Source organism: Acinetobacter nematophilus, from assembly GCF_026344175.1.
Lineage (GTDB): Bacteria > Pseudomonadota > Gammaproteobacteria > Pseudomonadales > Moraxellaceae > Acinetobacter > Acinetobacter nematophilus.
In genome coordinates, this window is record NZ_JAPKMY010000012.1 from 51,313 (window position 1) to 71,548 (window position 20,236).

Below are 20,236 nucleotides of genomic sequence, written 5' to 3' on the forward strand. Positions count from 1 at the left end.
TCCAATCTGTTTAAGTTTCCGACTTAAATTATCCTTCATCATTTCCTTCAACTTTATCTGTTATTTTTTGACTGGCTGTACATCAAGATATTGCCAAACGGTGTTCATCATTGGATGTGCTTTATAGCCTTGAACTTGTGGCTGCAATAACCAATTGCGAATTCGGGTGGTATGTATAATCCAAGGGTTATCTGCTTCAATCTGACGACTGATTTTTTCATAAAAAGGCTGTCGTTGTTGTGGCGGTAAGGTTAAGGCTTGCCGATAAAGCGAATCGTAAGCTTTCGACTGATAACAACTTAAATTACCTTTGCCTGAGTTAGGACCGTAAAGCAACTGAGCAAAATTTTCACCTTCTGGGAAGTCAGCAATCCATGCTCCACCCCAAATCATATGTTTACATTGCATCGCTTCTTTTAAATTATCAGCAAAGTTACTGACTTTGAATTCAACACGCACGCCTATCGCATCCAAATTTTTCTTCCATAATTCAGAATGAATGACTGAACTTGAGCTATTTTCTGTATTGTATTTCAATATCAACGGCTGCCCATTAGGTAAAGTTCGGTATCCATCTTTTGCTTTTTTATAACCAAATCGATCCAGTAATCTGTTCGCCAACAGAGGATTATAAGCCACGCTACTGCGATATTGGGCATTATGACCCTGTACCCCATCTGGCACGAGCATTTCAGCTCGCACAGCTTGCCCCTTATAAAGTTGCTTAATCGCTTCATCTTGGTTATATGCCAAGGTAATCGCTCGACGCAAGGCAATTTTCTCTAAACTGTAGCCTCCTACAATTGGATCTTTCATGTTGAACATGGTGTAGGTAATTTCGGGGTCTTTATTGGGAAAGTGTTGAATACCTTGTTTTTTTAATTCGGGTTTTAATTGTGTGCCATTGAGTGCCTGTGGAACAGCATTAGAAGTTAATTTATCAAAATCCAATTGCCTAGACTTAAACGCTAGCCATCTGGATTGTTCCTCCTCAATAATACTCACTACAACCTTTCCCACTTGGGGCATTTTTTTGCCTGTCATTTCCTTGACCAACTGATTATCCCAAACTGTTCCGGTAGATTTATAGTTCCAGATAAAACCACGATAGTCAGGGTTTGCCACCAGTTCGATTTTACTACGCGGTACATATTTACTGAGTTGATAGGGTCCAGTACCTACAGGATGTTGTGCTATACGCTCTCCATAAAACTCAATAACTTCTCGTGCTGTTCCGCTAAAAGTGACATAAGCTAAAATATAAGGGAAATTATAGTCAGGACGAGTAAGGGTAAATTGCAATGTATATTTATCTAAAGCTTTTAGTCCTGAAATGGGCGTATCATAATTAAATTTTCCAGTCTTTTTGGCATTGGCGACAACTTGTTCTAAACCTTGAATTTTTCCATCAATAAAAGAATATGTAGGGGAATGGTTTTTAGGATCACTGATACGCTGGATTGAATAGATATAATCCTGAGCAGTCAATTCACGCCGTTTTCCCTTAAATGCAGGATCTTCAGTGAAATAAATTCCAGGCTGAATTTTAAAGGTATACACCTTGCCCTCTTGTTCTATCTTGGGTAAGGACTGTGCTGTATTAGGCACGAGTACTACTGGACGAGCCAAATAATCATATTTTAGCAGAGGCTCAAATATCGCTTCTGCGATATTGCCACTGTAGTAATTATAGGTTTTAACCATATCAAAACCATCATCTGGCGCTTCAAAAGCCAAATGCAACATTTTATTGGGTTGTGCAGGAGTTTTCGCAATGGCGAGTTCCCCACAACCGATTGCATAAGCGCACAACGCAATACGTAAAAGCTTAGATTCCAAATTCATACCTATGTATTTTTATAAGAGTAGCAAACCTTGAAAACGCCTCAGCTCTGAATCAGATCATATGAAACAATAAGCTAACGGTACGATCATCCTGTACATTACCGCTTTGGTACGAAACCAAATATCAAATTAACAATAGTGAAAAACTGTACAAGATAACAGCCCCAAATCGAAAGCGAATTTCATGCCACCCATAATTATTGTTGTAAATTTTGTTTCTTTTTACCGTAAAAAATTAACAATTATTAAAGATTTATCAACGTTCAATCTCTCAAGATTTGCACGATGAATATTATAAATATTAAATTCATATAACCTTTATCAGAATGACTTATATTGCACAATTTAAATACACGAGTGTTCCAAAATTGCTCACTTATTTTATCAATCACTCTAAAATAAATAATAAATATATGATTATTATAAAATAATATAAAAATATTAATCATAATAAATTTATATACAACTCATAACTTAAATTAAACATTTGATTTTAAAGATATTGATAAAACACAATCACTATAAATTAATACTTTTTTTTACAATGATTTCATCTTTACTTAATACTTTTTCATATTTTTTCAAAAATAGATTTTTTCAATCAAGTCTTGGAAGAATAAGATAATTCGACACTAGTAACGCAAATTATTAGCAATTTTTTGTATATTTTTACAACATATAATTAGATAGTTGGCACTTGTATTGCTAGAAAGCATTGCAGCAATATCGCTAAGTACAAAAAAAAACGGATGTCTGAAAATATGAAAATGAACAAAGAGTTTCGTTCTTTGGAGTCGCCAACAATGGGGAAAAATATTCTTAAATTAAGCATACTTAGTTTAAGTTTGATGTACCTCACTACAGCAAAAGCAGCAGAAAATGAAGAAAGCTCCCAAACAACCAAAGTGGCAAAAGTGACCGTGACAGGCTCTTCAATCAAAGGAGTTGCTGCTCAAAGTGCATCACCGATTACCATTATTAAAGGTGATGATTTAGCCAAACAAGGGGTTACCACAGTTGAAGAAGCATTGACCAAAGTCAGTTCAAACCAAGCAGGATTTTCAACTTCACAGAACGTCGGTGCAAGTAATACCGAGGGCTCTTCTGCCAACCTTCGTGGTTTAGGAACAGATAAAACATTGGTATTGCTCAATGGTCGTCGTTTGGCGTATAGCCCTTTCAGCACCTCAACGACCAATCTCAATATTATTCCAATGGCCATGGTTGAACGTATTGAGATTCTACGAGATGGTGCTTCTGCCGTATATGGTGCAGATGCAATTGGGGGAGTTATTAACTTTATTACTAAAAAATCTTTTGAGGGACTCAATATTAGTGTGGGTGCAACTCAACCTGAAGCCAGTGGAGGAGATAAACAAGACATTTCTATTTTTGGAGGATATGGCAATTTAGATGAACAGGGCTTTAATGTTTATGGTGTAGTAGATTACCGCAGAACCAATAATATCATGGCGAAAGACCGTAAAATCAGCCGTCGTGGTGGCGTCATCCCTGAACTGGGACTAGATGCCAGTTCAGCAAATGCCTTTCCTGCAAACTTTTTTGATCCTACATCCAATATTCTTGCCAATCCATATGGCAATGCAAATTGTAATAATACCCCCAATGTTATTGCCGATGAAGGCTTATGTTATCTCAACACACAGGCACTGATTGGTATCACACCAGAAGTAGAAACAATTTCAGCACTGGGTCGAGGCACATTGAAACTTACTGATCAATTTAATTTGATTGGAGAGTATATTTTTTCTCGCAATGAAGTAACAACCTCGATTGCGCCTGATGTATACAGCCGTTCCTTAACACTCCCAAGTACAAGTCAATATTATCCTGGGAAAGGAATCACACCCGCAGTGACTGGCTTGAATGATGCAGATTTACAACTTTATCTGCGTTCACAAGGAGGCAATCGTTCAGGCAAAACGACCAATGATTCACATCGAGCATTTGCTGGAATTGAAGGTGAAGCTTATGGATGGGACATTAACGCAGGTTTAACCTATGCAAAAAGTGAAGCAACCGATAGCTTTAATGCCGGTTATCTCAACCAAAGTAAAGTTCAGACTGCGTTAAATGATGGTTCACTCAATCCATTTGGACCTTCAGCAGATGCGAATATTTGGAAATCTTTTGAAGTGAAAGGAGACACCAACAAAGCAAGTTTAGATTCAACATCAGTTGATGTGACCGTATCTCGTCCAATCTACAGCTTAGCTGCCGGTGATGTTGGTTTTGCACTAGGTGGAAGTTTTACCAAACAAAACTGGGATCAAAAAATCAATGCCGAAATTGTGAAACAAGTGCCTGGCAGTGGAATAGATCCTAATAAGCCTGTGAGTAAAGGTGATCGTGATATTTCCGCCCTGTTTACTGAATTTCATATTCCGATTTTAGCCAATTTGGAGGCACAACTTGCAGCACGTTATGATGACTACAGTGACTTTGGTGATACTTTCAATCCTAAGGTTGCGTTACGGTGGGAACCCTTAAAACAATTAATGTTCCGTACATCCTATAGCACAGGCTTCCGTGCACCAAGTTTATACGACATCAATGCACCTCAAAGCCAAACCTATACAGGTTCAAGATACAATGATCCCGTACTTTGCCCCGGCGGCAATGCAACCTCACCACAGTATCAAACAGAATGTAATGTTCAGTTTAAACGTATGCAAGGTGGAAACCCTGATTTAAAAGCAGAAGAATCAACGTCATATACTGCCGGTGTGGTATTCGAGCCGATTAAAAATCTTGTATTTACCGCAGATTACTACAATATCAAAGTTGATAATCTGATCGATGCCATTACAGATTCAATTGTTTTCGCAGATCCAGACAAATATTCCAGTCTCTTTGTGCGTGACGCAGATGGTCGAATCAAATATGTCAGTACCACGTTGATCAATATGGGAGGGATCAAAACGCAAGGGGTTGATTTAAGTCTGAACTATCTGACCCCTGTGACCAAAACTGGTCGATTTGGCTTTGGTATTGATGGTACATATGTCATCAAATATGACAAACAAGAAGAAAAAGGCGGTGAATGGGTCGGTCGTGTGGGGAGCTATTACAACCAACAAGTTTATACACGTTGGAAACATGTTGCCAATATAAATTGGAGCTATGACAACTGGAAAATGATCTTTGAGCAACAATTCAACCGTGGCTATAAAGATTCAAATTCAACTGGTGAAGCCCAGTATGACAGACATCGTGTCAGTGACTACACCCTATACAACATCGCAGGTACATACAGTGGATTTAAGAATCTAGAACTCACTGCAGGAATCAAAAATATTTTTGATCAAGATCCACCTGCCTCAAATGTCACAGATAACTTCCAATATGGCTATGACTCAAGTTATGCCGATCCAACAGGTCGTGCATATTACCTAAGAGCGACCTATAAGTTCTAACTGGATATTTCACAAACATCAGCTCAGTTCCATCTGTTGTTTGTGAAAGTAAATCGTTCACACCGCCAAACAGAAAATTGAACACAATTTTTATATAGCCTATTTTGCGCTATTTATTGTTTGTCTCTCATTTGAGGAGTCGCAATGGGCAAGAATTTTTCAGCATTAGAACATAATTCTGTCAAACGCCTGATGGGGATTGGAGCTGTAATTCTTCTACATCTCATCCTCCTTTATGGACTAGTGACAGGATTATCGAAAAAAGTGGAAAAACCGACAGATGAGCCAGTTGAATTGCTCATCATTCAGGATAAAAAGCCTGAATCAGAAAAACCAAAACCTATTGAAAAACCACCTGAGCTTCCAAAGTTAGTGGAGAAAGTATTAAAAACACCTGATCCGAAGCCTCGTGAAAAATCTGTGGAAAAGACCAATCCTGATCCGAAACCTCAGGAAAAACCAACTGATAAGCCAACACAGAAAACCTCTGAAAGCCCAGAGCCGACACCAACGCAAAAAGCTGAGTCAGAGCAAAAAACGAATCCTACACCGAAGCCTCAGCCAGCAGGTGAAACTCGAGGTGTATCTCGTGGTGAAGCGGGCTGCAAAAAACCTGATTATCCAAGGGAGTCTTTACAGAATGAGGAACAAGGCGAAGTGCTTATTTCAGTCTTTGTTGGTGGTGATGGCAAAGTGAAAGAAGCCAAAGTTAAAAAATCGAGTGGCAGTAAGGCTTTAGATAGAGCCGCTTCCAAAGCTTTCAGTTTATGTACTTTTAAACCTGCCTTGAAGAATGGTGAACCTCAGGATTCTTGGTATGACATTCCCTATGAATTTGTAATGAATTAATTAAAAAATTGGAGATCGTGAATGAATAAAATGATGAAAACTGTGCGACTTTTTGCATTAACAAGTATTTTAGCAGGTACGAGTATACTGCCTGTTTCCAGTGTATTTGCAGAAGAAACAGTTACACCAACAACAGTTCAAACCACTGAAAATGTAAACAATAGTGCCCATACTCCACCGCCTCAACCAGCGTCTACCCAAGTGGTACATAATCCATATGGCCTAGAAGCGTTATGGCGTGAAGGAGATATCGTGGCTAAATCGACCTTATTTATCTTGGTCCTGATGTCGATTGGTACGTGGTACATCATGGTGACCAAGTTTATCCAACAAGCCAAGATTAAACGTCAGGGCAAAGAAGCTGAAGCGAAATTTTGGGATGCCGATTCGATTGATCATGCAGCAGAAATATTAAATGAAACAAGCGCATACCGTTTTATTGCAGAAAAAGGAATTCATTCAACAAAAAAACATGGCGGCAATTTACTTGAACGAATTGATTTCAATACTTGGGTCACGATTTCGATTCAACGTGCCATTGATAAAATCCAGAGCCATTTAAGTGGTGGCTTGGCATTCCTGGCGACGGTAGGTTCAACGGCGCCTTTTGTGGGGTTATTTGGCACAGTCTGGGGAATTTACCATGCCTTAACCGCAATCGGAATTTCAGGACAGGCTTCGATTGATAAAGTTGCCGGTCCTGTGGGCGAAGCCTTGATCATGACGGCGATTGGTCTTGCTGTCGCAGTTCCTGCCGTGCTCGGCTATAACTGGCTCACCCGTCGTAACAAAGCCGTTTTAGACAATGTCCGAACCTTTGGTTCTGATCTGCATACAGTGTTACTGAGTGGTGAAATCAAAAATACCAATGACCTTAAATAAGATAAGAAACAATACGAGGTATTCACCATGGGAATGACCGTAAATTCAGGGGATGACGAAGATGATGTAATTTCAGCCATCAACACCACACCGTTGGTTGACATTATGTTGGTCTTACTGATTATCTTTTTGATTACAGTGCCGGTTGCCATACATACTGTTCCAGTCAAATTGCCTGAGGAAAAAAATACACCTTATGTGACCAAGCCCATCAATATCCAAATTGCAGTCAATAAAGCAGGTGATATTTTCTGGAACGAAAAATACATTGCCAATAAAGAAACTTTAGTCAGTCGCCTACAGGCTGAAGCTCGAAAAAGCCCACAACCAGAGGTGCATATTCGGGGTGATCAAGTTACTAAATTTGAAGCGATTGATGAGGTTATCAGTGCAACAAAACAAGCCGGTATTGGAAAAATCGCTTTTGTCACTACTCCTGTTGCAGCTCCCTAACTCGTAAAGAGGAATAAATTATGGCGATGAATATTGGTTCCAATAAAGATGATGATGTGATGCTGGATGTCAACATGACCCCGCTTATTGATGTGATGTTGGTCTTACTCATCATGTTCATTATTACCATACCGATTCCCAATAATGCGATTAATATAAATCTACCGAATGGCACACCTCCCCCCAATAAAGATCAGCCACCAGAACCGATTCATTTGAGAATCGATTCACAGGGTAAAATTTTTTGGAACGAGCAGGCAGTTGAAAATAAGCAAGCTTTAGAAGCATTATTGACGAGTGTCGCGCAGAAGTCTGATCAAGATCAAATTAAAGTACAGGCTGATCAATCAACGGAATATAAAGATGTTGCGATGGTTATGGCAGCAGCACAACGCTTAAATGTAAAAAAGATAGCAATTACAGCAAATCACTAAACCCTAAACTTAAAAGATCAACACTTACAGGTTAGGCTGTGTGTGTTGATCAATTTCGTGGAAAACATTAACAAGAAATATTTTAAAATTTTGAAATTAAATCACTTAAACTGCTGTTTCTGCTGCCAAATCTGATATAAATGAAAAGGAATATCCAATTTTAATTGGATAAATTGTAATCCTGATTGCTGTTGTGGAGGCTGTCTAAGTTGCACAGCCACCTGTTCGGTCGATAAACCATAAGGTTCCGCATCTAAATTGGAATAGGCGTAAACAATTTTCTCCACGCCAACCATACGCATTGCAGCCAAACACATTGGGCAGGGTTGACCGCTTGCATAGACAACACAATCTTTTAAAGACAAGCGTTGTAGTTTTTGACAAGCTTGGCGTACTGCATTAAGTTCTGCATGTGAAGTTGGATCATAGTGAGCTAAAATCTGATTGACACCTGTACTCACCACCTCACCTTGATAAACAATAACAGCACCGAAAGGACGACCACCTTTTTCAACATTTTCTTTAGCGAGATTCACGGCGTGTTGTAAAAACTCAATATCCTGCATGCTTTCCTCTTTCCTTATATCGCTTAAATCTCGGGCAATATACCATCAACAAGACATCAAACTTTTTTAACAAATTCAGATTTTAATTTCATTTGACCAATCCCATCGATTTTACAATCAATATCATGACCATCACTACTGTCCGTGAGCAAACGGATACTTTTAACTTTAGTACCCACTTTTACTACTGAAGATGAACCTTTGATTTTTAAATCTTTAATCACAGTAACAGCATCCCCATCTGTTAAAATATTACCTACGGCATCTTTGATGACAACCTGCTCTTCAGCTTGTGCTGACTCACCTTCTTTCCATTCATAGCTACATTCAGGGCAAATCAACAAATCACCATCTTCATAGGTATATTCAGAACTACATTTAGGACAGTTAGGCAATGACATAATTCACTCCTATAAAATTGAAAAAGAAGCATCATAACATCTATCTACTTTTCATCAACTTAAAAACCATAACAAGTATAGGGAATAGTAAATATCATGCCCTTAACGGAGGATTCAATACCTCAATCAATACGGTCAGGTGATTATGATCTTCATTCTTCGCAGCAGTTAATAAAGTCATTGGACCCTGTTGAGCCCATTGCCGTAATTGCTCCAGATATACTTGATGTTGCTCTAATTCAGCCTTATATTTCAGTCTAAATTCGTCCCAACGGTGCTCAATATCTTGGTGATACCATTTTCTTAAATCATTTGAAGGTGTTATTTCTTTGAGCCATACATCAATATGTGCATTCTCTTTTTTTATTCCACGCGGCCATAAACGATCCACAAGAATACGTTTTCCATCTTTCTCAGACACTGCTTCATAGATACGCTTTGTATAAATTGTCACTTTTATTCAACTCAACGGGTTTTTTTATTGATCTGGAATGGTTGGATTGACTAAAAGACCGAGAAGCTGCAGCGATTCTTGCCAGCCTAAATAGCAAGCTTCAACAGGAATCACCTCTGGAATACCAGACTGGGTAATATTCACTTCCGTTCCGACCAGTACGCTTTTTATTTCAATGATGACTTCAATTTCACCAGCCAGTTCAGGATTATCAAATCGATCAAAATAGCGTATACGTTGATTAGGAATAAGTTCCGAATAAGTTCCGCCAAACGAATGAATTGAACCTGTTGAAAAATTGGTAAATGACATTCGATATGAACCCCCTTCTGTGGCATCCATATGATGTACTTTGGCAGTGAAACCATGCGGTGGCATCCATTTGACAAGTGCATCTGGATCTAAAAATGCTTTATAAACACGTTCAGCTGGCGCACTAAAAACACGATGCAATTTTACAGTATTACTCATCCTCTACATCCTTGATTATTTATTCTTGTTAAAGATCTAGTTTAGCGCTGTAAATTACTGCTATTTGTATGGCTTTAGTAGTTTGAAACTTAAAAAACAAGAGCATATCTCTTTGGATATGCTCTAAAAAATAATTGGCTTCAATTTAATTATTGATCTTCGCTGTCTTCTATATCAAACACATAGGTGGTACATCCCCAACCATCATATTCACCATCGAACTGTTCGGCAATCTTGGTAAACCACTGTTCCAAATCCACAATATCCTCATATTCCGGATATAGATTGACATAAATCGTAATCACCCATTCACTGGGTTGTACTTCCTCATCTAAATACAGAGATATTTTTTGTTCTTCAAGCAACAGAGAAATCGCGCATTTTTCAGCGAGTTCCTGTGTCTTAAAATACATCGAGAATTCAAGCTCATGTATTTCATCTAAATCATCACCATCTTCGTGCATTTGCCAAAGTAGATTACCATTATCATCTTCTGGAAATTTTTCGAAATCACGAGTCATGGCAGCGTCCTCTTAATAGGGTTTTAAAATAGGATGACTTTAAAAATAACAAAACATGATGACAGTTTTAAAATATTGCGTATTCGCACACAAATTACTACTTTTATTTGGCATTGTTTTGTAATAAAAATTATTGAATTCTATGATTAATAAAAAGTTCTATGGCTTAGTATTAGTGACTGAGTCATGCCTAAACCGATAATGAAAGGTGAAAAATGACACATTTCAATGAACAACAATTACAGGAAATTCGCTTACTTCTTCAACAAAACCGTAAAGTTGAAGCCGTTAAATATGTTAAAGATCACTCTGATTTAGGTTTAAAAGAAGCTAAGGATTATGTCGATCAATTTCAAAATCAGGCACAATTTTTTGCAAATCAGTATGCTTCTCAATCTTCTGCTGATTCAGATACACCATTACAGACTCATCAGCAAGAACTCCAATCCCTCATCCAACAAGGTCGTAAAATTGAGGCAATAAAAATAGTGATGGATCAAAGCCAGCTAGGTTTAAAAGATGCCAAAGATTTGGTAGAAGAACTAGAAAGAAATCCTCATTTAGATTTTCAACATTTTCAATCTGATCAGGATTTTTATCAGTCTGCACATTCCCATTATAAATCTATTCAAACCAACTACAGTACAGGTGAAATTTTTATTTTATACCAGGATGGTCGTAAAGAACGCATTGATGAACATCACCCTGACTGGGATGATATTATGGATCAATTTGGTGGAGAATCCTATGATTCAGCAACGGATTATCTTACTGCCATGCAAACACGAATGCAGCAGAACACCCCTGATTCCACACGTCATGCACACACTCGTCCAAGCGCCTCAGCAAGCCCGATGGTAGGAATTGAAGATCAATCCAAGAAAAAACGTTCATCTCTGTTTATCTTTGCTGTGGTAATTATTATTGCTTTGATACTCTATTTATTGAGCACCCGTTAAGAAGAACCTGCCTGCTATCGCTTTTTTAATGGAGTTTAAAAAATTATTTATCCATCTTTTCACGTCAAGGTTTATCGGTATTTTGAAGTTTATTGATTAGAAGAATTTTTAACGCGACTAAAACAGCAACGATATGATCAAGCTGAGCGACTTTTGATTGAGCAACTCCATTTATCCGCAACCACATCAAAAAAACTGATTAAAGCATTGAGTAAATCAGATGAAGTAATGAAAAGTTTTCAGAGAAATCCAAAAATTGTGTTTGCAGATTCAGCAGAATTCAATGAAGAACTAAAATCAGGGACAAGTACTTCTTTCAACTTTAATTTCTCTTCCAGTAAAATCAAAATGACCAACAAGGACGGAAAAACGGTTGAAATTGATGATCAACATCCAGATTGGCAGGAAATCAAAAAACAATTCAATATTGATTTAACTCAACCCGAAGCTTTATCTAAATTTGCAGAAAGTTTTATACAAGGACAAACGCACAATACAGCCACGCAGGAAACATTTCAACTCAAGATGTCAGCACCTGTCATCATTCACCCGGCACAACAGAAATTGAAAGCATCATCCATCAAAATAAATCCAGCGCAATCTGGCTGCTGTTGGGATTTATATTGTTGATTGGGGGCACCTTCTATTATGTTAGGACCTGAACGCATTTGGAATTAGTGTAATTCAATAATATCAATGGTTGGAGGAACTCTAAAGCGAAATGGCACACCCACCATGCCAGTCCCCACACTGACAAAAACATCTGCATTTTCATGCTGATATAAGCCACGTTTATGCCCTAAGATCGACACCTTTTTCATGACATAGCTGGTTAACCACGGCAACTCAACTTGCCCACCATGTGTATGACCAGACAACATTAAAGGGCGTGTGGGTAATTGTGGAACCATATCGACAGTATCAGGATTGTGCGACAAAATTAACCAAGGTTTATCTTGAGGTAATTCAGGCATGTAACGCATATCGGCTTTACCAGCCCATAAGTCTCCGATTCCGATTAAACGAAAGTCATCAAACTCAACAATTTTTCCTTCAATGTCTATGACATTATTGGCTTGCAGAGCTTGAGCCAATAGCGCTTGAATAGGTGGTCCTGGATACTGTTCATCATGGTTGCCATTCACTGAGTAAATTGGTGCTTGAATCTCTTTTAAAATGGCGAGTTCCTCGACCAGTTTGTTTTCAGGCTCATAGGTCCAGTCACCCGCAACCACAACAAAATCAGGTTGTGCCAAATTGACTTTTTTCACAATCGTTTTGAGCTGACGTTCATGCCCTGAAAAAAGCCCGATATGCAAATCTGCCAACAATGCAACTTTAACAGGTCGTGCAAAAGGTTGTGATTGACCTAGCGAATAAGATAACCGTTTGACATGAACTGTGTGAGGTTCGATAAATCGCGCATATATCAACAAGGCACTCAATAAGAAAACAAAAACACTCTCATGTAAGGAGAATATCCCATACCAACCTGCATAAATGCTAAAAAACAACAACGGAATTAATAAATAAGACAGGTAAAATGCCAAAAGATGGACAAAGGATTTAAAAGGATGGATCGTTTCAGTTCTAGATTGACTTAACCATGCCTGACTAACGCCCCATATGGCAAGCACAATGAAACAGAGATAAAAAATTGAGGTCATCGTTAAGGTTGGAAGCATATTCAATCTCTCAAGTACCATGTACTTGTCATCTCATTATTTATCTTTTCGATGAAGGCAATTATACTCTAGCTCTGAGAAATCTTAGAAAATATTATGCAACGAACGATCAATCGTAATACTCAATTACAGCAAAAAGATGACAATCAGCAGACTAAAAACTGGCTGATGATCCTAAGCTCGTGCTTGTTTCTAAGTCTTTCCGCCTGCTCTACTTTGCCAAAACAGCAAAATATTAAGCCAGAATATGCCTACGACATAGACACCAAAGACACTTCTTTGGCAAAAATTATTAACCCGTTAAAAAGTCAGAATCCAGAATTAACAGGTTATCACGTTCTGTATGATCCGCTTGAAGCCATTGCAGCGCGTATTAATCTGATCGAAAAAGCACAAAAAACATTAGATCTACAATATTACATCTGGGACAATGACAAAATTGGTTCATTGGCTTTATATAAAATTATTGAAGCGGCAGATCGTGGTGTTAAAGTTCGTTTATTAATTGATGATAACAATGCCAAGCAGATGGAAGGTGTCTATCTAGCATTGGATCAGCATCCAAACATTGAAGTTAAATTATTCAATCCATATCGTTTTAGAAGCCTGCGCCCTATCGACATGGTACTGGATTTAAAACGTATCAATCGCCGAATGCATAATAAAACCTTTACTGCTGACAATCAGATTTCTTTGATTGGCGGACGTAATATGAGTAATCAATATTATAATGTCAGTGACAATTACCAATTTTCAGATGTTGATGTCATGTTGGTTGGGCAAGCGGTCGATGATATTACTCATTCCTTTGATGAATATTGGAATCACAGTTACGCTTATCCTGTCAGAAATATTGTCAATCATAATACTTACACCCTGCGTTATGACAACTTAAAACAGCAACTCACCCACCATTATCAAGAAATAACGGTGCAAAATTATTTAAATTTAAGTAATAGAACACATGCTTTTGATGAATGGCTACATCACAATATCCAACTCGATTGGGTTAAAGCCGAAGTGGTGAAAGATGCACCTGATAAGATTCAGGCAAAAGCAAAAAAAGAACAACATCTCAACTTTCAGATGGTCAAACGTTTGGACACCCCCACGCAAAGTGTAGATCTCATTTCTGCCTATTTTGTACCGCAGAAAAAAGGCGAAGCAAAGCTGATTGAATTGGCACAAGAAGGTGTCAAAGTTCGTGTTTTGACCAATTCATTTAAAGCCAATGATGTTGCGCTAGTTCACGCCTTTTATGCTAAATATCGTGATGATTTACTTAAAAATGGTGTTGAACTATATGAGTTTCTTCCTGCTGTCTCTGAAGAAAACTTATATGCCAATTCACAAGAAATTTCAAAAAAAGCCAAAGTGAGTTTAAAAGGATTAAGCCGTTCAAGTTTACATGCCAAACTGATGGCGATTGACAATAAGCAGGTGTTTATTGGTTCTTTTAATTTTGACCCACGTTCAGCCAATTTAAACACGGAGATTGGGGTCATTATCAATAGTCCCCCATTGGCCAATGCAGTGCATAAAACCATGGATGAGCATTTAAAAAAATATGCTTATAAATTGGTTCTAGACTCACAAAACAAAATCAACTGGCTCAAAGAAACACCTCAAGGCATTGTTACCCTTAGAAAAGAACCTAAAATGAAATGGTGGCAAAAAGCTGGGATTAAAGTGATTTCATGGTTGCCGATCGAAGGCTTTATGTAAGTCTAGAAAATTGTTAAACCTTTTTATTGATTCATTTATTTTGTACTTTGGAATCATAGACGATCTTTCTATCATGAGGTGACATGAATGTTGCCATGTTGAGCGATGTATATGAATAAAAAACAAAGCGCTGCTTGGTTTGCAGCGCAAGAATACACTGAAATAAAACATGGGTTAAGCAAAGCTTCGCCTACGCAAATTTAATTAATGAAGAAAAATACAATAACCCTTGAAAACTAGTCGATTGTAAGAACTTCTTTCTGTAAGTCTTCTAAACCTTGTTGCATCATCTCTTGCACTTGTTTAGTCAAACTTTCTACCGTATGCCCTTCTGTAGAAATTGCAGGAAAAGTTTTTAAATGTGCCACAACTTTTGGCATCTCCAAAACAGCTTGTACATGTTCAACGAAACCTGTTTCACCAATAAAGGGAACAACCGTATCTAATTTCCCTTCTTGATTGACATAGCAAATCACGCACACCTGAACAGGTTTTTTAGCCTCAATCGCCGCGCCCAGTATACGTCCATGGACTTTCTTGACTTTTGATCCATCTGTGGTGGTGGCTTCAGGGAAGAACAATACTGGAATATCTTTGCGCAAAAACTCAGCAATTTGTTCACGGATACGTACAGAATCCCCAGAGCCACGTTTAATAAACAGTGTGCCACCGCCTTTGGCCAGATTACCAAACACTGGCCAACTTTCAATTTCAGCCTTCGCCAAGAAAAATACCCGGGCGCCTGAGCCAAGAACCGCGATATCCAACCAAGAAATATGATTACTGACCCACAATGCTGGTTCACGCGGAATATCACCATGAACGCGCACATCCACATTAAAGACTTCACTCAAACGGCGACAAAAATATTGAACATAACGGGTATTTTTTGGATTATTCGGATCTTTATATAATTGATGGCGATAAACCAGATAAAAGCCTTCTGCAACAGCAGATGTGCTGGATACTAATTTTTTACCATATAAAAACACTTTAGATAAAGCACTTAAATTCGATGATTTTGACTTTTTGATTGCTTGTTGTTGAGTCATAGACATTCACTAAACAGAATATATTTCATATTAAACCAGAGCTATTGTATACAAATCATATTCAACTTGCATTGATCTTAAATCGCTTTAGCAAAATTTACCTGACTGCTGATCATCCGAATCAGTAGCATAGCCTTTTAATGAGATCAGATTTTCTCAAGTATATGATCTATGGATAACTCCAGTTCATCCATTTCCTGATCTGTTAAAACGGACATCCAGCTTGTTGTTTGCAATTTTATTTCAATACACTGACACTGAGTCAGGATTTAAACTGCAATATCCTTTAGAATGAATTTTTATCCAAGTCATGGTTGAGTTGTATTATCTGTGGAATATGTTGATCAAAGTCAAGGTGGTGAAAAAACCATTCTAGTCACAGTAAATGTTCAAATTTTAGAAGATTTAGATTCAGAAGAATTTCGCTTGTTGGCCAAATCTGCTGGAGCAGTGATTCTAGACCATTTAACCGTACAGCGGATTAAACCTGATCCAAAATTCTTTATTGGTACAGGAAAGGCGGAAGAAATTGCGGAGCAAGTCGAGAATGATGAAGTTGACTTGGTGATTTTTGACCAGGCCCTATCACCTGCTCAGGAACGAAATTTAGAACGCATTTTAAAATGCCGTGTTATTGACCGCACTGGTTTGATTTTGGATATTTTTGCACAACGTGCACGTACACATGAAGGAAAATTACAGGTTGAATTGGCTCAGCTGGACCATCTGTCTTCTCGTTTGGTTCGAAGTCGAAGTAATTTAGATAGCCAAAAAGGCGGAATTGGTTTACGTGGTCCTGGCGAAACATTGCTGGAAACAGATCGCCGCTTATTGCGTATTCGTATGGAGCAGCTTAAAGATCGTTTAGAAAAAGTTCGTAAAACACGAATTCAAGGGCGTGCAGCGCGCCAAAAAGCCAATATTCCCACCGTTTCCTTGGTCGGTTATACCAATGCAGGAAAATCAACGCTGTTTAATATTTTGGCAAATAGTGATGTTTATGCAGCAGATCAACTCTTTGCAACATTAGATCCGACATTACGTCGTTTGGATTGGGATGGAATTGGTACCTTGGTTCTCGCTGATACGGTTGGTTTTGTGCGCAATCTCGCTCATTCTTTAGTCGAATCTTTTAAAGCCACTTTGGAGGAAACCTTAGAGGCAACTTTATTGCTACATGTGATTGATGCCAGCAGTCCAGACATGATGGAGCAAATCGATGCGGTTGAAACCGTATTAAAAGAGATTGGCGCTGATATTCCAACGCTTAGGGTGTATAACAAAATTGACCAGAGCCATGATGAGGCAAAAATCATCTATGCAAAACCGCATCAACCCGAGCGTGTTTATGTTTCAGCCCATACCAAACAAGGCTTAGACCTACTTCGTAGAGCAGTGCATGAATGTTTAATGGGGCAAATTCAAAAATTTGAACTGCGTTTAAAACCTGCTTATGGGAAACTTAAAAACCAGCTTTATGAACTGAACGTGATTGAATCAGAACATTATGATGATGACGGTCAACTCCATTTGAGTGTTGCCATCGCACCACATAAACTTGAGCAGTTGATTAAACAGGCACATTTACCGATTGATGAAATTCTTGGAGACAAAGCCCAACAGTTTAAAAGACCATTAGAAGAGTTTGAAATAAAGCGCTAAATCGGTTAAAACGTGAAAGATCAAATTTTATAAATAAACACACATGGATCAGTTAAAAGGTATCGATTGGCAAGCTTGGATTTTCACATTAGGACTCATCATCTTTTTTCGTGAAGCTTCTGTATTCCTCATGTCGCAGTTTAATCACCCCGAACTGGGCAATTTAACAGGCTTATTAAGCTTATTGGTTGTTCTGGTTGTATGGCGTAAATTCAAAAGAATTCCTGCGCGACTGGTCGATACCAATAATAAATTAATGAAAGAAAGTGGCTTTGCTTTTCTGCCTATCTGTGCAGGCTCATTGATCATGTTGGTCAGTATGGGCAAAGAAATTCCATTATTTCTAGTGATCATGTTTGTTAGTACATTAATTCCATTATGGATTTATGCAAAAATGGCAAAAAAGTGGTTGTAGGAGAAACAGATGTTAAGTGTACTGACTGGATTTTTAATCACTTTAATTGCTTATCTTGCTGCAAAACCCATCAATAAACGTTTTCCCCAAGTCCCATTATTGGTGATTGGCATGTTTTTTGTCATAGGGATTTTAATGATTTTTAAAATTCCCTATGAAAAATACAATACTGATATGAATGGGCTATTTAGTCACCTCTTGGGTTATGTCACTGTTGCGTTAGCCATCCCTTTGGCTGCAATGCGTTATGATGATTTACCCTTAAAGTCTATTGTCGGGATTTTAGTTTTTGCCAGTATCAGTGCTGTTGCTCTACCTATGAGTCTGGCTTATTTACTACATATGTCCGAACCGACGATTATGGCTTTTGCAACACGGGCCGTAACGACCCCGATTGCCATTAATATTGCAACTTTATTGCACTCACCAGTCACTTTAGTGATTTTGATCGTCATTTTATCAGGAGTGATTGGTGCTGCATTTTCATCCATCATTTTACGCAATATAAATGACGAACGCGCGTCAGGTCTAGCTTTGGGACTAGCTGCACATGCAATTGGAACTGCACAAGCATGGCAACGTGGTGCGGTTGCAGGTCGTTATGCGGCATTTGGTATGGCTGTCAATGCGGTCTTTACCGCAATCTGGTTGCCAACCTTTATACTTTTTCTAAAATAAATGTGATTTATTTAACTTTTCACGTGATTGCATAGGGTAATTATTCAGCTTAAGATGAACTATACTTCCCCATTTTGATAAGGAATCAAGAAATGAGGTTTAATAAGTTTATTTTAGGGACATTATTTTCCATTTTAAGCTGTAGCAGTATGGCAAAAGATATCACTGGGATTTGGAAAAATATTGATGATAAAACGGGTTCATCAAAAGCCGTTCTTGAAATACGTAAAGAGTCTAATGGAACCTATACAGGTAAAATCATCAAAGTGACGCCACGACCAGGTTATACACCAAAAGAAACCTGTGTAGATTGTCCTGAGCCTTACACCAATAAGCCAATTTTAGGTATGGACGTACTGAAAAATTTAAAGCAAAGCAGTGATGAAGATTATGTTGGTGGTAAAATTATTGACCCACTGACAGGTAAAATCTATTCAATGAAAGCCAAACTCAGTCCGAATGGTAACCGTTTATTATTAAGAGGTTATGTTGGCGTTTCTGCACTGGGTCGCAGTCAAACCTGGATCCGTGAATAATTTTTTACTCACGGCTGATCTTTTCTAGTTAAAACAATATGATATAGGTATGCTTATGAAAAAAGGATTTTTCTGTTGTATGCTCTTTGGACTCATCAGCTGGGCACATGCAGCTGATATTACGGGAACTTGGCGTACTGTTGATGACAAAACAGGTTTTGTGCGAGCACACATACAAATTGAAAAGCAAAAAGATGATACTTATGCTGGAAAAATCATTAAAGATTTTCCTGCACCTGGTGAAGTTGCATTAACACAATGCCATAACTGTCCTGCTCCATTTACCAACAAGCCTATTATTGGATTGACAATTTTACAAAAAATGAAAGTTGATCCCAAAGATCCCAATAACTATATCGGCGGTGAAGTTCTCGATCCTCGTGGAGGCAAAATTTATCATGGTAAGGCACGCCTAAATGCTAGTGGTAACCGACTTACACTACGTGGTTATATTGGTATATCGATGATTGGTCGCAGTCAAACATGGATTAGAATGGAATAGTTATTCTTTCAAGCCCAATTCAATGTGCTGATAAATAATGAACCACTCATTTGATTTAAACTCCAAACCGCCGGTCATTTCATCTCAGCAGGAGTAAAGCCCTGCTTGATGTTTATCTGACATTAAAACATTGTCTAGATAAGACAATATAATCTTTAAAGAAAAAAATATATCACCACATAAATCCGCCATGATTTCAAAGGAAAAGATAAGCTCTTTTATTCATTATTGATAATTTTACTTTTCTACATGTTGAATTATTATCAGATCCAGAAACCAATTAACAATAACCACTTGTCGAGTGCATTGTTTTGAAGGTCAACCTAAATTTATCGAAGTAGATATACAAGATCAGTTTAAAAACGAATATTCAAATATCTATGACCTGAGCTGGACTTTACAACCGTTCACGGTTGACTTAAAAAATAATAGTCCAGTGTGCTTAAAAAAACCTATCAGATTGGGCATTCTGCTTGAACTTTCTCAAACCCTTTGTCTAAAGCATGCTTATAGTCGAGTAGACTTTTTAATTACTGATGAAAATATCTATTTCAGTGAAATCACACTAACGCCGAATGCAGAAAGAATGATCATCAAACCGACTGAATGGGATTCAAAGCTGGGGGAATATTGGCAATCATTCTAAAATCCATGTGTTATTTTCAGGAGATGAAAGCTTTAAGAACAGTGCTAGAAATGTTGTGTAGAC

The 20,236-nt window shown here is 38.0% G+C and carries 21 protein-coding genes and 1 pseudogene; 14 read left to right on the forward strand and 8 right to left on the reverse strand.

Features of this window, described 5'->3' with window-relative positions; genetic code table 11:
- Positions 1-60: 60 nt before the first annotated feature.
- A complete protein-coding gene (locus OSH00_RS17900; RefSeq protein WP_420909548.1) occupies positions 61-1,851 on the reverse strand; it encodes an ABC transporter substrate-binding protein in 1,791 nt (596 codons plus the stop codon).
- A 755-nt stretch (positions 1,852-2,606) separates the two neighbouring features.
- Here OSH00_RS17900 and OSH00_RS17905 point away from each other — a divergent pair.
- The 5 genes from OSH00_RS17905 (at position 2,607) to OSH00_RS17925 (ending at position 7,900) form a co-directional block, all read left to right on the forward strand.
- Positions 2,607-5,282, forward strand: coding sequence for a TonB-dependent receptor (locus OSH00_RS17905; protein ID WP_266131554.1), 2,676 nt, complete (start codon positions 2,607-2,609; stop codon positions 5,280-5,282).
- Positions 5,283-5,426: 144 nt separating this feature from the next.
- Entirely contained in the window at positions 5,427-6,131 is a 705-nt protein-coding gene (locus tag OSH00_RS17910; protein ID WP_266131555.1) for an energy transducer TonB, read from the forward strand.
- A 21-nt stretch (positions 6,132-6,152) separates the two neighbouring features.
- Positions 6,153-7,013, forward strand: a complete 861-nt coding sequence (locus OSH00_RS17915) for a MotA/TolQ/ExbB proton channel family protein (protein WP_266131556.1) — start codon at positions 6,153-6,155, stop codon at positions 7,011-7,013.
- A 27-nt stretch (positions 7,014-7,040) separates the two neighbouring features.
- Positions 7,041-7,466 carry an ExbD/TolR family protein gene (locus tag OSH00_RS17920; RefSeq protein WP_266131557.1) on the forward strand — a complete coding sequence of 142 codons (426 nt, stop codon included), beginning with the start codon at positions 7,041-7,043 and terminating at the stop codon, positions 7,464-7,466.
- Between the two features lie 20 nt (positions 7,467-7,486).
- The gene (locus OSH00_RS17925) at positions 7,487-7,900 is read left to right on the forward strand and encodes an ExbD/TolR family protein (protein ID WP_266131558.1); all 414 of its coding nucleotides are present in this window, start codon (positions 7,487-7,489) and stop codon (positions 7,898-7,900) included.
- Between the two features lie 101 nt (positions 7,901-8,001).
- Here OSH00_RS17925 and OSH00_RS17930 read toward each other — a convergent pair whose 3' ends face one another.
- From OSH00_RS17930 to OSH00_RS17950, 5 genes are all read right to left on the reverse strand, one after another.
- Complete coding sequence (locus tag OSH00_RS17930) at positions 8,002-8,466, reverse strand: nucleoside deaminase (RefSeq protein WP_266131559.1); 465 nt, start codon at positions 8,464-8,466, stop codon at positions 8,002-8,004.
- Between the two features lie 56 nt (positions 8,467-8,522).
- Positions 8,523-8,867 (reverse strand): zinc ribbon domain-containing protein YjdM, encoded by a 345-nt coding sequence (locus OSH00_RS17935; RefSeq protein WP_266131560.1) that lies wholly within the window; start codon positions 8,865-8,867, stop codon positions 8,523-8,525.
- A gap of 94 nt (positions 8,868-8,961) precedes the next feature.
- On the reverse strand, positions 8,962-9,321 hold the full coding sequence (locus OSH00_RS17940) for a DUF488 domain-containing protein (RefSeq protein ID WP_266131561.1): 360 nt from the start codon (positions 9,319-9,321) through the stop codon (positions 8,962-8,964).
- A 24-nt stretch (positions 9,322-9,345) separates the two neighbouring features.
- Entirely contained in the window at positions 9,346-9,792 is a 447-nt protein-coding gene (locus OSH00_RS17945; protein ID WP_266131562.1) for an SRPBCC family protein, read from the reverse strand.
- Positions 9,793-9,941: 149 nt separating this feature from the next.
- Positions 9,942-10,313: a ribonuclease E inhibitor RraB gene (locus OSH00_RS17950; RefSeq protein ID WP_266131563.1), complete on the reverse strand. Its 372-nt coding sequence runs from the start codon at positions 10,311-10,313 to the stop codon at positions 9,942-9,944.
- A gap of 215 nt (positions 10,314-10,528) precedes the next feature.
- Between OSH00_RS17950 and OSH00_RS17955 the strand changes: the two genes are divergently transcribed.
- A complete protein-coding gene (locus OSH00_RS17955; protein WP_266131564.1) occupies positions 10,529-11,272 on the forward strand; it encodes a ribosomal L7/L12 family protein in 744 nt (247 codons plus the stop codon).
- Between the two features lie 153 nt (positions 11,273-11,425).
- Positions 11,426-11,902, forward strand: a complete 477-nt coding sequence (locus tag OSH00_RS17960; protein ID WP_266131565.1) for a hypothetical protein — start codon at positions 11,426-11,428, stop codon at positions 11,900-11,902.
- A gap of 44 nt (positions 11,903-11,946) precedes the next feature.
- Here the strand turns inward: OSH00_RS17960 and OSH00_RS17965 are convergent, their stop codons facing one another.
- Positions 11,947-12,957, reverse strand: a complete 1,011-nt coding sequence (locus OSH00_RS17965; protein WP_196075961.1) for a metallophosphoesterase — start codon at positions 12,955-12,957, stop codon at positions 11,947-11,949.
- Positions 12,958-13,053: 96 nt separating this feature from the next.
- Here OSH00_RS17965 and OSH00_RS17970 point away from each other — a divergent pair, with 96 nt between their 5' ends.
- Positions 13,054-14,682 carry a phospholipase D family protein gene (locus OSH00_RS17970; RefSeq protein ID WP_266131566.1) on the forward strand — a complete coding sequence of 543 codons (1,629 nt, stop codon included), beginning with the start codon at positions 13,054-13,056 and terminating at the stop codon, positions 14,680-14,682.
- Positions 14,683-14,918: 236 nt separating this feature from the next.
- On the opposite strand, the gene OSH00_RS17975 is transcribed toward OSH00_RS17970, so the two are convergent.
- A complete protein-coding gene (locus tag OSH00_RS17975; RefSeq protein WP_266131567.1) occupies positions 14,919-15,734 on the reverse strand; it encodes a lysophospholipid acyltransferase family protein in 816 nt (271 codons plus the stop codon).
- A 330-nt stretch (positions 15,735-16,064) separates the two neighbouring features.
- Between OSH00_RS17975 and hflX the strand changes: the two genes are divergently transcribed.
- The 6 genes and pseudogenes from hflX to OSH00_RS18005 all read left to right on the forward strand — a co-directional run.
- Positions 16,065-17,396, forward strand: coding sequence for a ribosome rescue GTPase HflX (gene hflX, locus OSH00_RS17980; RefSeq protein ID WP_196075941.1), 1,332 nt, complete (start codon positions 16,065-16,067; stop codon positions 17,394-17,396).
- Between the two features lie 43 nt (positions 17,397-17,439).
- Entirely contained in the window at positions 17,440-17,811 is a 372-nt protein-coding gene (locus OSH00_RS17985) for a hypothetical protein (protein WP_266131568.1), read from the forward strand.
- 9 nt (positions 17,812-17,820) lie between these two features.
- A complete protein-coding gene (locus OSH00_RS17990; RefSeq protein WP_196075943.1) occupies positions 17,821-18,489 on the forward strand; it encodes an LrgB family protein in 669 nt (222 codons plus the stop codon).
- Between the two features lie 92 nt (positions 18,490-18,581).
- Complete coding sequence (locus OSH00_RS17995) at positions 18,582-19,025, forward strand: DUF2147 domain-containing protein (protein ID WP_196075944.1); 444 nt, start codon at positions 18,582-18,584, stop codon at positions 19,023-19,025.
- Between the two features lie 55 nt (positions 19,026-19,080).
- On the forward strand, positions 19,081-19,527 hold the full coding sequence (locus tag OSH00_RS18000; protein ID WP_196075945.1) for a DUF2147 domain-containing protein: 447 nt from the start codon (positions 19,081-19,083) through the stop codon (positions 19,525-19,527).
- A 248-nt stretch (positions 19,528-19,775) separates the two neighbouring features.
- Positions 19,776-20,173, forward strand: a pseudogene (locus OSH00_RS18005) (ATP-grasp fold amidoligase family protein); the annotation flags it as partial.
- Between the last annotated feature and the right edge of the window lie 63 nt (positions 20,174-20,236).